14 protein-coding genes are annotated in these 14,892 nt (G+C 73.9%); 3 read left to right on the top strand and 11 right to left on the bottom strand.

Annotation, left to right across the window (positions count from 1 at the left end):
• Window positions 1-8: 8 nt before the first annotated feature.
• Window positions 9-464 carry a DUF4383 domain-containing protein gene (locus ACF059_RS05455; protein WP_392051696.1) on the bottom strand — a complete coding sequence of 152 codons (456 nt, stop codon included), beginning with the start codon at window positions 462-464 and terminating at the stop codon, window positions 9-11.
• Window positions 465-716: 252 nt separating this feature from the next.
• Here ACF059_RS05455 and ACF059_RS05450 point away from each other — a divergent pair, with 252 nt between their 5' ends.
• Together ACF059_RS05450 and ACF059_RS05445 are read left to right on the top strand one after the other, a co-directional pair.
• Window positions 717-1,436 (top strand): intradiol ring-cleavage dioxygenase, encoded by a 720-nt coding sequence (locus tag ACF059_RS05450; RefSeq protein WP_392051693.1) that lies wholly within the window; start codon window positions 717-719, stop codon window positions 1,434-1,436.
• A 62-nt stretch (window positions 1,437-1,498) separates the two neighbouring features.
• Window positions 1,499-2,059 carry a GNAT family N-acetyltransferase gene (locus ACF059_RS05445; protein WP_392051690.1) on the top strand — a complete coding sequence of 187 codons (561 nt, stop codon included), beginning with the start codon at window positions 1,499-1,501 and terminating at the stop codon, window positions 2,057-2,059.
• On the opposite strand, the gene ACF059_RS05440 is transcribed toward ACF059_RS05445, so the two are convergent.
• Genes ACF059_RS05440 through ACF059_RS05425 form a run of 4 tightly spaced genes read right to left on the bottom strand, consistent with a single transcriptional unit; the run spans window position 2,035 to window position 6,056 of the window.
• Window positions 2,035-2,811 (bottom strand): nucleoside 2-deoxyribosyltransferase domain-containing protein, encoded by a 777-nt coding sequence (locus ACF059_RS05440; RefSeq protein WP_392051687.1) that lies wholly within the window; start codon window positions 2,809-2,811, stop codon window positions 2,035-2,037. The two genes, ACF059_RS05445 and ACF059_RS05440, sit on opposite strands and share 25 nt — an antisense overlap.
• Window positions 2,801-3,622: an alpha/beta fold hydrolase gene (locus ACF059_RS05435; RefSeq protein ID WP_392051685.1), complete on the bottom strand. Its 822-nt coding sequence runs from the start codon at window positions 3,620-3,622 to the stop codon at window positions 2,801-2,803. The genes ACF059_RS05440 and ACF059_RS05435 overlap by 11 nt, the downstream gene beginning before the upstream one ends.
• A complete protein-coding gene (locus ACF059_RS05430) occupies window positions 3,619-4,509 on the bottom strand; it encodes a macrolide 2'-phosphotransferase (protein WP_392051682.1) in 891 nt (296 codons plus the stop codon). The genes ACF059_RS05435 and ACF059_RS05430 overlap by 4 nt, the downstream gene beginning before the upstream one ends.
• 5 nt (window positions 4,510-4,514) lie before the next feature.
• Window positions 4,515-6,056, bottom strand: a complete 1,542-nt coding sequence (locus ACF059_RS05425; RefSeq protein WP_392051679.1) for an AMP-binding protein — start codon at window positions 6,054-6,056, stop codon at window positions 4,515-4,517.
• Window positions 6,057-6,090: 34 nt separating this feature from the next.
• Here ACF059_RS05425 and ACF059_RS05420 point away from each other — a divergent pair, with 34 nt between their 5' ends.
• Window positions 6,091-7,773, top strand: coding sequence for a CocE/NonD family hydrolase (locus ACF059_RS05420; RefSeq protein WP_392051676.1), 1,683 nt, complete (start codon window positions 6,091-6,093; stop codon window positions 7,771-7,773).
• Here the strand turns inward: ACF059_RS05420 and ACF059_RS05415 are convergent.
• From ACF059_RS05415 to vioC, 6 genes are all read right to left on the bottom strand, one after another.
• On the bottom strand, window positions 7,738-8,868 hold the full coding sequence (locus ACF059_RS05415) for a glycosyltransferase (protein ID WP_392051673.1): 1,131 nt from the start codon (window positions 8,866-8,868) through the stop codon (window positions 7,738-7,740). The genes ACF059_RS05420 and ACF059_RS05415 overlap by 36 nt on opposite strands.
• A gap of 7 nt (window positions 8,869-8,875) precedes the next feature.
• A complete protein-coding gene (locus ACF059_RS05410) occupies window positions 8,876-10,108 on the bottom strand; it encodes an ATP-grasp domain-containing protein (RefSeq protein WP_392051671.1) in 1,233 nt (410 codons plus the stop codon).
• A complete protein-coding gene (locus ACF059_RS05405; protein ID WP_392051668.1) occupies window positions 10,101-10,871 on the bottom strand; it encodes a PIG-L deacetylase family protein in 771 nt (256 codons plus the stop codon). Before ACF059_RS05405 ends, ACF059_RS05410 begins: the two co-directional genes overlap by 8 nt.
• Entirely contained in the window at window positions 10,868-12,916 is a 2,049-nt protein-coding gene (locus tag ACF059_RS05400) for an NAD-dependent epimerase/dehydratase family protein (protein ID WP_392051665.1), read from the bottom strand. Before ACF059_RS05400 ends, ACF059_RS05405 begins: the two co-directional genes overlap by 4 nt.
• Window positions 12,917-13,036: 120 nt before the next feature.
• Window positions 13,037-13,771, bottom strand: coding sequence for a hypothetical protein (locus tag ACF059_RS05395; protein ID WP_392051662.1), 735 nt, complete (start codon window positions 13,769-13,771; stop codon window positions 13,037-13,039).
• A gap of 7 nt (window positions 13,772-13,778) precedes the next feature.
• Complete coding sequence (vioC, locus tag ACF059_RS05390; RefSeq protein ID WP_392051659.1) at window positions 13,779-14,828, bottom strand: arginine beta-hydroxylase, Fe(II)/alpha-ketoglutarate-dependent; 1,050 nt, start codon at window positions 14,826-14,828, stop codon at window positions 13,779-13,781.
• Window positions 14,829-14,892 lie beyond the last annotated feature (64 nt).

The following is a 14,892-nucleotide window of genomic DNA, read 5'->3' as shown; positions in this document are numbered from 1 at the left end:
AGCGCTCCTCACCTCCGGCGCGCGATCGGCGCGTTCCGTCCGAGGAGCACACCGAGGACGACCATGGCCAGGCCCAGGCCGAAGTGCAGCCAGTTGTCCGGAGTGTTGACGGGGATGAAGTTGGCGTCCGTGCCGTGATCGACGAAGAGCCCGTACAGCCACAGCACCAGGTAGATCACTCCGCCGCCGATCAGGTATGTGCGCGCCGGGCGCGGGGCGCGCGACATCGCGATGCCGGCGAGGCCGAAGATCAGGTGCACGATGTTGTGCAGGACCGAGACCTGGAACAGGCCGAACAGCTCCGCACCCGAATCGTGCCCGGCGAAGGTCATGGAGTCGTAGCCGGTGGTCGGGCCCGGGATCATGCCCAGCACCCCGGCCAGCAGGAACGCCACCCCGACCAGCAGGGCGGCCCATTGCACCAGCGATCCCGGACCGGCTGCGCGGCGGCTGCGAGCGGACATGGCGAGCCTCCTTCGCTCAGAGACGCCCCCCGGGGCCGGCCGCCCGGACCCCGTCGCCTCGCGCCTACCCGGGTTTACGGCCGCAATGCCCCGGACCCGGCCGCCTCGCGGGAGGGCCGTACGGGCCCCGTACCGGCCCCGGTACGGGCGGCCGGGGCGTGTCGGTGCTGGTCGCCGCCCCCGTGGTCCGGCACGGTGGGCGCGGTCGGTGGCCGTCCGCCGCGACGGCGCCACAGCACGCGAGGGGTTCGCATGACCGAGAACGGCACCTCCCGGACCAGCCGCCGCGCGGTCCTCCTGGCCGCCGGATCGGCCGCGGTCACGGCACTGGTGGCGGCCTGCGCCGGCCCGCCCCGTACCCCGGGGGCAGCAGGACAGCCCTCGGCCCCCGCACTCCCCGCCACGACGCCCTCGGCCGGGAAGAGCGCGGGCACTCCCGCGTGCGTGCTCACGGCGGAGTCCGGCGCGGGCCCGTACTACCTGGACCTGGACCGGGTCCGCTCGGACATCAGGGAAGGCCGGGAGGGCGTGCCGTTCCGGCTGGACCTGACCGTGGTGAGGGTGTCGGCCGGCTGCCGCCCGGTCGCGGGAGCCGCCGTCGACGTGTGGCACGCCGACGCGTCGGGCGCCTACTCCACCGGCGGGGACACCTTCCTGCGGGGCACCCAGATCACGGACGACGCCGGGCGGTGCACGTTCCGCACGATCGTCCCCGGCTGGTACCAGGGGCTGGCTCCGCACATCCACTTCAAGGTGCGCCCGGAGCGCCACACCGAGACGACCGCGCAGTTCTTCTTCCCCGAGGAGCTCCTGGCGAAGGTGTATGCGCTCCAGCCCTACGCCCGCCGCCCCGCCCCGGACCACCCCAACACCCGCGACGACCGCTACCGGGCCTCCGGCGCCGCCATGACCCTGGCTCCCGTACCGGACGGCGACGGGTACCGGGCCGCGTACACCGTGGGCATCGCCTGAGCCCCGACGCACGTCGGCTGAAACTCTCCCAAGGGTGATCAGACCGGTCGTACGGTCGTGCCATGACGACAGCTGATGCCCGGGCCCTCACCTATCGCGTGGCCCGCCCCGAGGACACCAAGGCCATCGAGACCCTCGACGGTTCCTTCACCACCGCGACCGTGTTCCGGGTGACCGTGGCCGAGGAAGGGTTCACCCTGCGCGAGGTCCCCGTGGACCCGCCCCTGCACAAGGTGTTCCCGGACGACGGACCCGACGAGGAGGAGAGCGACGCGGAGGACGAGGACGCCCGCACCTACGTCGCGGTCGGCGACGACGGACTGGCCGGCTTCGTGGCCCTCTCCTACGCCCCGTGGAACCGGCGGCTGACCATCGAGGACATCGAGGTCGCCCCGGCCCACCGGGGCCGGGGCGTCGGCCGCGCCCTGATGGGCCACGCCGTCGACTACGCGCGCGAGCGCGGCGCCGGACACCTCTGGCTGGAGGTCACCAACATCAACGCCCCGGCCATCCACGCCTACCGGCGCATGGGCTTCGCCTTCTGCGGGCTCGACGCCTCCCTGTACGAGGGCACCGCCTCGGCCGGCGAGCAGGCCCTCTACATGAGCATGCCCTGCCCCTGAGTCGCGAGCAGCCGGGCCCGTACCTCGCCGGGCCCGGCGCTCCCGCCGGCCGGCGCGAGCGTGACGCTCAGCAGCCAGTCCGCGGGGTGCGCGGGATCGACCGGGGCCGGGCTCCCTTCCGTATCGGATGCCGTCGCCGGCGGGCCGTACCACTCGACGCGGGCGTCGAGCAGCCGGTCCCCGGCGGCCAGCCGCTGCGCGTACCACCGCTGGAACGGGCCCGTCCGCCACACCTGGAGCGGCACGGCCCGTTCCCCGTCGGTGCGGTGCACGCCCGGACCGATCCGGTCGAGAGCCGCTCGTACGGTCTCCTCCACGCTGCGCGCCACCGGCACCCCCAGCGCCTCGGCGAAGTGCATCAGGTACTCCATGCGGTCGGCCTCCGGCGGCGCGCCGAGCACGGCCCGGCCCGAACCGCACCAGGCGCCCCACTTGATGTTCGACACCAGTCCCGGCAGCCGGGTCATGTCCCGGGGGATGTAGAAGGCGATGACGTCCGAGAGCCGCATCGCCTCCTCCTCCCAGGCGATCTGCTCCGCGTACGCGGGATAGCGGCCGCCCGCCGACGGCTCGGGGACGAACACCACGAGGGTGCCGGGGCCCGCCCAGCCCTCCCGCAGGGCGGTGACGGCGGCGGGACGCCAGGACGGTTCGCGCGGATCGGTGGGGGTGGGGCCGCACAGGTAGACGGCGGCGCACCAGGCGGTGGGCGGCTGCTCGTCGACATGGACGATCACGACGTCACAGGGCACGGGGACCTCCGGGCAGCGGGGGACGGGTGGCGAAGAAGTCGAGGACGGCCTCGTTGAAGGCGGCGGGCCGCTCCAGGAAGCCGAGATGACCGCAGTCGGGCAGCTCCAGGTGGCGGGCGCCGGGAACCGCCCGGGCGACCTCCAGGCCGAGCCGCACCGGCGCGAGGAGGTCGTCGGCGAACCCGATCACGAGGACCGGGGTCTCGATCGCCCGGTAGGCGGGCAGCCGGTCGTGCGTCAGCGGGCGGGTCCGGTGCCGCGACGAGCGGCCGGAGGGCGCGGAGAGCGCCGACCAGGCGAACAGGTCCAGCCATTCCTCGGTGGCGGCCTCGTCCGCCAGGGTCCTGGGGGAGAGGTTCTGGGTGAGGCTCACGAACGCCTCGTAGGCGGGCGGCAGCCGCAGGGGCGTCGCGCCGCGCTCCTCCTCCGCCCGGGCCATCGCCGTCCCCACCGGGTCGGGTCGTCCCCGGGTCGCCACCAGGACCGCCTGGAGGGCGAGTTCCGGGGCGGTCAGCAGTAACTCCTGTACGGCCAGCGCGCCGAACGAGTGGCCGACCAGCCGGCACGGCGGCAGGCCGAGCGACTCCACCGACTCCCGTACGCAGGCGGCGAGTCCGGTGGCCGAGAGCGGGTCCGCGTCCGGCCCGTCCGGATGGTCCAGGGTGATGGCCTGATATCCGGCCGCCGTCAGCGCCGCCACCTGGTGGTGCTCCCAGATGGTGCCGGAGCCGCCGCTGCCGGGAACCAGGACGACCGGCTCGCCCGTCCCGTGCACGGTGAGCCGCGCGCCTGCGCGTGCGGAGCCGCTCATGCGCCGATCCGCGACAGGGCCGTCTCCACCCACGCCGGCCGGGCGGCGTCCAGCCCGCGCAGCGCCACATGGACCCACAGGAAGGAGGCGCGCGCGAGGACGTGCGCGCGCATCCCGGGCCGGACCTCGCCGCCCGCACGCCGGTAGGCGTCCAGAAGCAGGTCCAGGACCGGCGGGCCTCCCGCGTAGAGCATGTCGACGAAGTCGACGGCGGGATCGTTGATCCCCGCGTTCCCCCAGTCCAGCAGCCCCGACAGCCGCGGCGGCCCCGCCGGGGTGCGCTCCACCAGGGTGTGCCCGGGATGGACGTCGCCGTGGACGACGACCATCCGGTCCGGCCACAGGCCGTCGTCGTCGAGCCAGGCGCGCCAGCGCCGGGTCCGCGCCGCCGGGAGCCGCAGCTCGCGGTGGGCCCGGGCCAGCCGGTCCGCCACGGCGGAGCGCAGCGCCTCGGGCGTGGGAGCCTCCAGCGCGGGCAGCGCCTCGTGCGGGGTCCGGTGGACCTCGGCCAACGCCCGGGCCAGCGGCTCCAGATAGGCGTCCGGGGCGGCGAGCGGGTCGATGTCCCATCCGTACACCAGCGTGCGCGGGTCCTCGGCTCCGGCCTGCACCCCGGGCAGGCGTGGGTACGCGACCAGCCGCGGGGTCTGCAGCCGCCAGTGCGGCACCGCCACGGGCAGCCGGTCCCGTACGGCTGCCAGGACCGCGCCCTCGGTGGCCAGTTGCCGCGCGGCCTGAGGATGTCGTGGGCGGCGCAGGATCCAGGGGGAGCCGCCCGTGTCCGCGATGTGCGTGACGTGGAAGTCCCAACCCGACTCGTCCGGGCGGGCCGTGGCCGGGTCCAGGTCGACACCGAGCAACTCGGAGGCGTACTGGGCCAACTCCACCGCCTTCACCGTGACGTCACCTCGCTCCGTACGGTGCCCAGATGACGGTCGCGGGTCGCGTTCCGGTCGACCTTGCCGGTGTGCGTCTGCTCCAGGGCGGTCACCGCGACGATCCGGCTGGGCACCAGGTGGGGCGGGGCGGTCCGCGTCAGCTGACCCCGGATCCTCGCCGCCACCTCGTCGGGCAGATGGTGCGGCGCGGGGACGAAGAAGGCCGCGAGCGTGGTGTGCGTGGGCCCCTCGACCCGGGCGGCCGCCACGGCCGACACCCCCTCGCAGCGCCCGATCAGCGCCTCCACGTCCAGCAGGTCCACCCGGTGGCCGCGGATCTTGACCTGGTGGTCGGAGCGCCCCCGGAAGACCAGCGCGCCGTCGGGGGCGCCGGTCACCAGGTCGCCGGTGCGGTACCAGCGGGTTCCGCCGGACGCCGTGAAGCGGGCGGCCGTCGCCGCGGGGTCGTCGTGGTAGCCCAGGGCCAGGCCGTCGCCGCTGACGTACAGTTCGCCGGTCGCGTCGACGCGCTGGCCGACGTGCGCCAGCGGGTACCCGATCGGCAGGTCCTCCCCGGTGTCCGGCAGGGGCGCGGCGCCCGGACCCGCGAGGGGGATGGCGTGCGTGACCAGCGCCGTCTCCGTGGAGCCGTAGGTGTTCAGCAGGCGGATTCCGGCCGTGTCGCCCAGGCGGTTCCACCGCTCCAGCATGTCCGCCCGGACCGCCTCGCCCCCGATCACCAGCGTCCGCAGGCAGGACGGCAGCGCTCCGCCGCCCGGGCCCTGGTGCAGGAGGTCGCCGGTCAGGCTGTTCCAGAAGCCCGTCGGCAGGACCGCGACCGTGACCTCCTGGTCCGCGACCACCTGGGCGAACCGCTCGCGTGCCGCGTCGTCGATCACCAGGGTGGCCCCGGCCGTCAGGGTCGGCAGGATTTCCTCCAGGCTGGTGTCACCGCCGGCTCCGTGGAAGTGGAGCACGACCGCGTCCGCGTCGATGCCGTACAGGCGGCGCAGCTCCGGGACCACCGCCGTGAGCGCCCGGTGCGGTACGACCACCCCCTTGGGCTCGCCGGTGGAGCCCGAGGTGAACAGGATGTACGCGGGGTCCTCGGCGCGCGGGGCGGGCAGCGCGGGCAGGGCGGCGGGCTCCCGGCCGGGGACCTGCGGGGGCGCAGGCGTCCAGCGCGGCCGGATCACCTTCTCCACCGGGGGCAGGTACCCGGAGTCGGCGGTGGCCACCGCCTCCCGGCAGCCGGCCCGCTCCACGAGGGCGGTCAGCCGCGCCGCCGGATGGGCGGCTTCGAGCGGTACGTAGGACCGCCCGGCGGCCAGCACCCCCAGCAAGGCCGCGACGTCGCGGGCCGCGTGGTGCACGACCACCCCGACCGGCGGCTGCGGACCGTCCGTGCGCGGCTCGACGGCCGCGGCCACCGCACGCACCCAGTGGGCCAGCGTGCCGTAGCCGACCACCAGGCCGTTGTCGACGACGGCCGGCCGGTCCGGGTCCCGGCGGGCGACCGCGAAAAACGGCTCAAGTAAGGAAGGCGCGGAATGCATTGTCAATTCCCTTGTTCTGTCGGACGATTGGGGCATGCGTATCGTCATTGAACACGACGTGAAAATACCCATGCGTGACGGTGTCCTGCTGAGCGCCGATCTCTATCTCCCCGAGGGGTCTTCCGGCCCCTTTCCGGTGCTCATCCGGAGAACTCCCTACGGGAAATCCGGAAATCCCGGTGGCGCTTCCGTCGACGGCCTGCGCATGGTGCGCGCCGGATACGCCCTGCTGGTGCAGGACGTCCGCGGCCGATTCGGCTCCGGCGGTACGTTCGAGCCGTACTGGAACGAGGCCGACGACGGCGCCGACACCGTGAACTGGGCCGCCGCGCAGCCCTGGTGCGACGGCTCGGCGGGCCTGTTCGGGCGCTCGTACGAAGGCATGTCCGCCCTGCTCGCGGCCACGAACGGGCCGCCCGCGCTGGGCGCGGTGGCCCCGCAGGTGGCCGGCTCCGGATTCGACGAGGGCTGGACGTACCAGGGCGGTGCGTTCCAGCTCGGATTCGTCCTCTACTGGGTGCTCTACGATCTGCTGCTCACCGGAGCCGGGCTGGATTCCGCGGCCGAAAGGGAAGTCGCCGAAGCCGTCGACGCAATCGACGACCTCTACCGCGACCCCGGACGGGCCGCGGAACTCCTGGACCGACTGGCCCCCTATTACCGGGAATGGCTCGCGCATCCGTCCGGCCATCCGTACTGGAGCCGGTCCGCGCCGCGCGCATCGTACGCCGCGATAAAGGTGCCGGTGTTGAACATCACCGGCTGGTACGACATCTTCCTCGCGGGAGCGCTGGAGAATTCCACCGCGATCCCCGGCACCGAGCTGGTGGTCGGCCCGTGGTCCCACTGCGTCACCGGCGGCGTCTTCCCGCAGCGCCGCTACGGGCTCGCCGCCGACGAACAGCAGCTGGACGTGACCGGCCTGCACCTCGCCCACTTCGACCGCCACCTCCGGAACCGGCCGCCCGCTCAGGAGAGCGCCCCGGTGCGGCTGTTCCTGACCGGCGCCGACCAGTGGCGCACCTTCCCCGCCTGGCCCGTCCCCGGCACCCGCCCGTACGTCCTCCACCTCGCCGGCCGCACCCTCACCGAGCTGCCTGGGGCCGCGGCGGCCGGGGCGCCCGGGGCCGCCGGGGCGGCAGCGGCGGCTCCGGTGGCCCCCGGGAGCGACGTCCTGCGCCACGACCCGGCCGACCCGGTCCCCACCACCGGCGGGGCCACCGCACTGCCGGGCCAGTTCACCGGCGCCGACTGCGGACCGCTCGACCAGCGGGAGGTGGAGCGGCGGCCCGACGTGCTCTGCTGGACCACCTCGCCGCTCGACGCCCCGGTCACCGTGATCGGTGAGGCCGAACTCGCCGTGTACGTCACCCCGGACGCCGCCGGCGCCGACGTGACCGGCAAGCTCGTCGACGTCCACCCGGACGGCCGGGCTGAGATCCTCACCGACGGCATCCGCCGCCTCGCGCCGGGAACCGCAACCGCACCCGCACCCGCGACCCGGGCCCCGGCCGACGCCGACGGCGCCGTCGAGGTCCGGGTGCGGCTGGGCGCGCTCGGCCACGTCTTCAAAGAGGGGCACCGCATCCGGCTGGAGATCGCCGCCAGCAACACGCCCCGCTTCGACGTACACCCGAAGGTGGTCGCACACCACACCGTTCACCATGGCGGCGACCGGCCCTCACGCCTGCTGCTGTCGCGGCTCACCGACGCCTGAGCCGGCCGCCGAGCGCACCGCGTCCGGGTGGAAGACGGACAGGTCGGCGACCCGTTCGATCCGCCGCCCGGCCTCCCAGTGCGCGCGCCGCAGCCGGCGCAGCTGGGCCTTGGTCAGGCGGGTGCTGTGCTGCGGGATCGACCGCACCATGCGCGCCCGCTTGGCCGAGACCGGGTAGCGGTCGCGCACCCCGTACGGATCGTTCAGCAGGTGGTGGGCCGTGCCCGTGTGGAACGCGGCCTTAAGCAGCGCGTAGTACGCCGCCGCGCCCACCCCCTTGGCCTGCGCGCAGTGCACCAGCGTGCGCGAGGCCTCGAACAGCCGCCACACCACCGGCACGGCCGGCGTGGTGAACACCCCCGTCTCCTGGGCGATGCCCTCGCCCACCCCGTAGCGGAAGTAGCTGCGCATGTTCGCGAAGCCGTGCTGGGCGTCGTGGAAGATCCGCGCCTGCGGCAGGTAGACCACCGGGATGCCGGCCAGCTGGAGCCGGAAGTCGAACTCCCGGTCCTCACACCAGTGGATCAGCTCGTCGAAGTGGTAGCCCCCGATGTGGTCGACGATCGCCCGGTTGTAGATGAGCGGGGGCGACAGCGCGCTGACGTAGTCGCCCTCGTCGAACTCCCGCACCCGGGCGGTCAGTTTGCTCAGCAGCCCGTCCGACTCGCCGTACACCACCTGGCCCTTGACCACCGGCTCGGTCAGCACGGCGCGCACCATCATGCGGACCACGCCCGGAGCGAAGGTGCAGTCGGAGTCCATGAGCAGCAGGTACTGGTTGGTGGTGGCCGCGGCCCCGGCGTTGTAGGCCGCGCCCAGATTGCCGACGTCCTCGATCTCGGTGACCGTCAGCGGCCTGGGGTGGTCCGCGATCAGTTTCTTGACCGCGTCGCTGGGCCCGTTGAGCGCCAGCACGATCTCGACGTCCTCGTCGATCGACTCGATGCACTCGGCGATCCGCAGATCATCGCGCAGGGCGATGATCACACTGGTCCGCGCGATGCCCTTGTCGACCGCTTCCTCGTCCACCGGCACGGTGGCCATCGAACTCTCCTCGCTGTGCGTGGAGCTGCGCTCCAAGCCGTCCTCGTTCACTGTGTGCTCACTGCGTCGGGTCCTTCAGCCGGATCGGCAGCGCGGCCAGGGCGCGCCGCGCGATGGACTCGGCCTGCGCCCGGCCGGGGGCGTACGCGATGACCCCGGCCAGCACGTCGGCCCCGCCGCTGTACGGCGGCAGCACGGTCCCGGGCTGCAGTTCCGTGCCCCAGAACACGTCGTGCACCCCGGCCCGGCGCGCCACGTCCCGGGGGTTTCCGACCCACTCCACGACCCCGCCGTCGGCGGGCACGAACCGCTGGACGGCCGCCCCCTGACGGGTGGGCACCAGCTCGGCCGGCTCCAGCGGCCGTCCCAGCGCGAGACGGACCACGTTCGGCAGCGGATCCACCCCGGTGGCCAGCCGCATCACCTCGGTGGCGATCCGTGCGCCGGTCAGCCGGCAGGTGATCTCCAGCAGCACCACGCGGCCGTCGCGGGTCCGCAGGATGTCGGTGTTGATCACCGCGGGGTCCAGGCGCAGCGCCTCTGCGCCGCGCCGCACGGTCTCGGTGACCTCCTCGATCTGCTCCGGGGTGAGCCGGCTGGGCAGGGTGTCGCCCCCCTCGAAGAAGTACGGGGCGAACTCCTCCTTCTGTCCGTACTCCCGGTCCGCGAAGCCGATGGTGTGGAACTCGCCGTCGACCATGAAGGCGGCCAGGGTGTGCTCGGTGCCCTCCAGGAACTCCTCGATGACGATCCGGCCGCCTGGGCTCAGCCGCAGTGCCTCCGCCGCACGCTCCCGTACGACCTCGGCCGACTCCACCTTCATGACGCCCAGCGAACCGGTCTGGTCACTGGGCTTGATCACGGCCGGCAGGCCGACGTCGGCGACCGCCCGGACGGCCTCACCCACGCTCTCCGCGACCGCGTGCCGGGGCATCGGCAGCCCGGCCTTGCGCAGGATCGCCAGCCGGCGGTCCTTGAGCGTGCAGTCCAGGGCCGTCTCCAGCGGCAGCCCGGGGCAGCCGAAGCGCCGGGCCAGCGCGCTGATCACCGGCGGGTTGTCGGCGCCGAGCGAGAACACCCCGTCGAGCCGGTCGATACCGGCCGCCGCGAGCTCGGCCAGCACCGCCACCGCGTCGTCCGGGTCGCACACGAGGAGGGTGTCCGCGTGCGCGCGGACCCGGGCGGTGGGGCGGTCCGTGGCCACCACCACCTCCAGCCGCATGGCGCGCAGTTCGGCGAGCGAGTGGTCCATGCCGGAGCCGAGGCCGCAGACCAGCACCCGGTCAATCACGGCCGACCCCCTCCGCCGCCCCCGGCGACGCCCCGGGAACCGGCTCCGCTACCGGCGTCGGTCCCGTGAGGCCGAGCACCTGGAACACCTCCGCGTACCCGGACCCGGCGGAGACGGCGCCCCGGTACCGGGCCAGACCCCGGATCCCCTCGTCCCAGGCGGCGTGCCGCAGTTGCGAGCGGTAGCACCGCATCGCCTCCACCTTGGCGTCGATCTGCCCGCCGATCTCCTCGGCGTACTGGAACCGGGCCATCGGCGCCCACACCTCGTATCCCAGCACCAGCCGCGGCGCCGGCATCGGCTCCGCGCCGGCCTCCTGGAAGAAGGACGACTGCGCCATCCACAGCGCCTCGGTGGCCAGCTGGTGCACCATCCGGTGCTCCACGTCGTCGTCGTTGTCGTGCGGCAGGTACACGACCTGCGGCCGGACCTCCCGCAGGACCCGTACGAGATCCAGGTGGACCTCGCGCGTCAGCCGGAAGTCCCGCGAGGGCTCCTCGAAGCGGACCACGCGGTGCACGCCCAGCGCCTTGGCGGAGGCGTCGGTCTCGGCCGCGAACTCGGCGTCGCTCACCTCGTCGTCCAGCGCGCTGCGCTCGCGCCCGATGACGATGACCACGGTCACCCGGGCCCCGTCCCGCACGTGCTTGGCGATGGACCCGCCACACCCGATGACGTCGTCGTCGGGGTGCGGCGCGACCACGAGCACGTCCCGTACGCCGTCCGTACCCTGGATGCCCTTCCCACCGGTCACCTCGGTCATCCCCGGGCCTCCGGGAGGAGACCGGCCCAGTCCGCCCAGCGGGCCGTCAGCGCCATGCCCTCGGCGAAGCCCACCGACGCCTCGAACCCGAGCGCCTCTCGCGCGGCGTCGAACCGGGCCCGCGCCTCGGAGCGGTACAGCTCCAGCTCCCAGTCGGGGACCGAGCCGCCCTCCGCGTCCGGCAGCGGGTCGCCGAGGCGCCGCACGGCCCGTACGGCGTCGAAGAAGGCGCCCCAGGTCACCGGCTCGCCGTGGCCGACCAGGAAGCGCCGGCCCGCCATCCCCTCCGCCACGATCGCCCGCAGCGCCGCCTCCACCACGTCGTCGACGTACACGGCGTTGCAGGCGCCGCCGCCCTCGCCGGTCGGGAGCTCCGCGAAGTCAGCGGCCTCCCGAAGGAGTTGGGCGGTGGTCCACTGGCCGGCCCACGGCCCGTAGACCACGCCCGGCTGGAGGACGACCGTCTCCAGAGCGCCGTCACCGGCGGCCAGCACCGTCCGCTCGGCGGCCAGCTTCTGCTGCTCGTACTCGCGGTCCGCCGGGTCGGCCGGACGCGCCGGGGACTCCTCGGTCAGTTCGCTCGCGCCGGTCGCGTCGTACACGTCGATGGTGCTGAGGTGCACCACCCGCCGTACCCCGGCCCGCCGGGCGGCGGCCAGGACGTTCGCGGTCCCCTCGACGGTAACCGCCCAGCGGGCGGACTCGTCGCCGTCGCTGCCGAAGGCGCAGTGCACCACGGTGTCGCAGCCGGCGAACGCCTCGGTCAGGCTCTCCACGTCCAGCAGGTCGCCGCACCGGAACTCGATCCGGTCCTGCGGCAGTACGGACAGCCGGGCCGCCCGCCCGAACCCGCGGACCACCGGCCGGATGTCCGCCCCCGTGGTGAGGGCGAGCCGCTCGACGAGCCGGCCGCCGATGAAGCCGCTCGCGCCGGTGACGGCGACCGTACGGCCGTCGAGCGCGGGCGAGGCCGTGTGCGCCCTGCCCGTCCAGGGCTGGGCCATGGGCCGTCGCACCGCCTCCCCGTAGCACTCCTGGATCAGTTCCACCACGCGTACTCCGTCGGCGGCGTCCGAGTGCGGCGCGGCGGCGCCGCGGCAGGCGGCCGCGAAGTTGCCGAGCTGCTCGGTGAACAGCAGCTCCCATTCGTCCTGGGCCGGGGCCACCGCATCGACGTCGCCGCGGTGCAGCTCCTTGCCGTCGGCGGTGATCAGCGTGCACTCCCCGGCGGGGAAGTCGGTGCCTATGGTGACGGTCGCCTCCGTGCCCACCACCTTGCAGGAGATGCCGAGGTCGCGCAGCCGGCTGAACTCGGTGAAGACGTCGACCCCGGAGAACCGCAGGTGCGCCGAGGCGTCGGTCTCCACCCCGCCCAGCGAGTTGTCCTCGTACGACACGACCTCGACGTCCGGGCCGAGCCACCACAGCAGGGTGTCGAAGACGTGCGAGGCGGTGTCGGTGAGCACCCCGCCGCCCGCGAGCCGGCGGTCGAACATCGACCAGGAGACCGGCTCCCAGGCGTACGGGTGCCCCTCGGCCCATTCGACCCGGCGCACCTCGCCGAGCTCGCCGTCCCGGATCAGCCGGTGCACCCAGGCGTACGCGGGGAAGAGCCGGCGGGGGTGGGCCATGGCCAGCACGGTTCCGCGGTCGCGGGCGGCGGCGTCGGCGGCCGCGGCGAGCCGCGTGGCGTCGGCCACCGAGGTGGTCATGGGCTTTTCGAGCAGGACGTGCTTGCCGGCGGCGAGCAGCGGTTCGACCGTCTCGGCGTGCTTGGTGTGCGGGACGACGACCACGGCGGCGTCGAAGAGGTGCGCGACCTCGTCCGGATCGGAGGCCAGGACGACCTGGTCGGCGTCGGCGCCGCCCAGCTCGCGGTAGAGGGCGAGGGCCGCCTCGGCCTGGCGGATGTCGCGGTCGACGAGGACGGTCAGCCGCACATCGCCCTTGAGAGGGGGCAGCGCGGGGATGTGGCAGCCGCGGGCGGCCGCGCCGCAGCCGATGATCGCGAGGCGCACGGGAGTCACGGCGGTCACGGGAGTCATGGAGTCTCCAGGGGTCGTTGCGGGGGCGGGAAGGGGTCGGGAGGAGGGGGAGGGGGAGGGGCGAAAGGGGGGAGCGGAGACGGGAGTTCGGGACGGCGCCCGGCTCACGGCGCGCCCGGCTCACGGCGCGTGGTGCACCCAGACGTTCGGCTCGGCGTACGTCCCGTGCCCGTCGTCCGCCACCCGCAGCGGCACCAGCCCGCCCGGGAGCGGATAGTCGCCCGGACCGGGCAGCGGATGCCCGAGGGCCTCCTCCCAGCGGGCCACCGGCTGCCGGATCACCAGCGAGCGTTCGGCGATCCCGAGCTGACGGGCGCCGAGCTCCAGGTGGGTGCGCAGCCACGGGTCGAAGCAGGTGCCGTCGGGGCGGCGCCAGGCCGCGTACCGCTCGATCGGGATCAGCGGGTAGCGGGGCTTGCGGGTCGGCCGTACCGGGACGATCACCCCGCGCATGTCCCCGCGGGCGGCGGTCTGCCGTACGGCGGTGAGCAGCCGTTCGGCGTGGCCCGCGGCGCGGTGTTCGGGCGCGATGGAGACGGACAGCATGCACAGGGCGTCCGGCCGGTCCGGCGGGCCGTGGTCGACGGCCTCGACGAGCACGTCGTCGGTGCCGGCCGGCAGGCCCCCGGCCGTGCCGTCCCAGCGGACCGGTACCGCGTTGGCCGCCGCGGCGAGCCGGCCGTCCCCGTCCACCAGGCACAGCTGGAGGACGGGGTACTGCTCGTACATGCCGTGCCAGCGCCAGTTGCCCGGGGACTCCCAGCTCATGAAATCGGGCATGTTCGCGCCGGTCAGACGCTCCGTCTCGGGCCGCAGCCAGGGGTCCCGGGACAGGTCGGTGAGGGTGAGGGACACCGGCGGGTCAGCCCAGGAGACGGGTGTCGGCGCTGGCCCGCATCTCGCGGGAGCGGCGCAGGTCGGTGGTGACGCAGACCCGCTTGAGCCAGCGGTCGGTGCCGTCGTAGCGGGCGGTGAAGGGCAGCCGGCCGTGCACGGCGCGGTGGTTGTCGATGAACAGCACGTCGCCCTCGTCGGCGACCACCTCCAGCATCGCTGCGTCGATCACCTTGAAGAGGGCCTCGTAGGCGCGCAGCGCGTCCGGGTCGTCCTCGGGGACGGAGGTGAAGTACGGGTCGAGGCGCATGTACGGGTCCAGGCGCGAGCCGTAGAGCAGCGGGACCAGCGGGCGTTCGTCGATCATCTTCTGGATGGTCGCGAAGCGGGCCGCCTCCTCCGCGGAGGCGATGGTGTTGTTCTTGGGCAGGTGCGACTCGTCGGGCGCGATGTAGTAGCGCGGTTCGAAGAGGAGGTCGATGTCCTCGGATGAAAGGGAGGACAGGTCCAGCTCGCCGACCGTGGTGGGCACGTGGTCCGGATTGCGCAGCGCGCCGAGGATCAGGTAGTCGCTGCGGTACGGGTGGAACGCGTCCTCGGTGTGCCAGGTCAGCAGTTCCTTGCTGCCCATGCCGAGCTGGTCGTTCTCGTGCTGCCGGATGGGGAAGATGTCGTGGACGAGGTGGCCGTCCTGCTGGGTGGCCCAGCCGAACGGCTCGCCGAGCAGCGCCCCGTAGAGCATGAGCAGCAGTTCCTCGGCGAACTCGGGCCCGGGGCGGCTGCGGCCGCGCCAGTGGGCGGGCGTGGGGCCGATCCGGTCCTGGTCGAAGAGGTGCCCGCGGACGACGGCGTGGCCGTGGCGGTCGGCTAGCTGGAAGCCGCGCAGGAAGCGCTGGGTGCCCAAGGGCAGCCGGGACGCGAGCTGCGGGAGGTCGTGCAGCAGGGCCGGGTCGCCGAAGGAGGGGTAGGTGCGGGCGAGTTCCCGCGTGAGGTCGGCCGTGGCGGTCGCCTCGTCGGGCGTGAGGGTGTAGGCGAGGGTGCCAGGGGTGGCCGTGGTCTGGTCGGTGAGGTTCGACATGCCAACTCTCGTTCTGGGACGGGGGTGTGCTGCCCCGGGGTGATCACCCGGGGCCCTCGGGGTA

This window comes from Streptomyces sp. NPDC016562 (assembly GCF_043076955.1).
In the GTDB taxonomy this organism is placed as follows: Bacteria; Actinomycetota; Actinomycetes; order Streptomycetales; family Streptomycetaceae; genus Streptomyces.
Note: the sequence above shows the minus strand (reverse complement) of the source record. Positions and strands in the feature narration are given on the sequence as shown.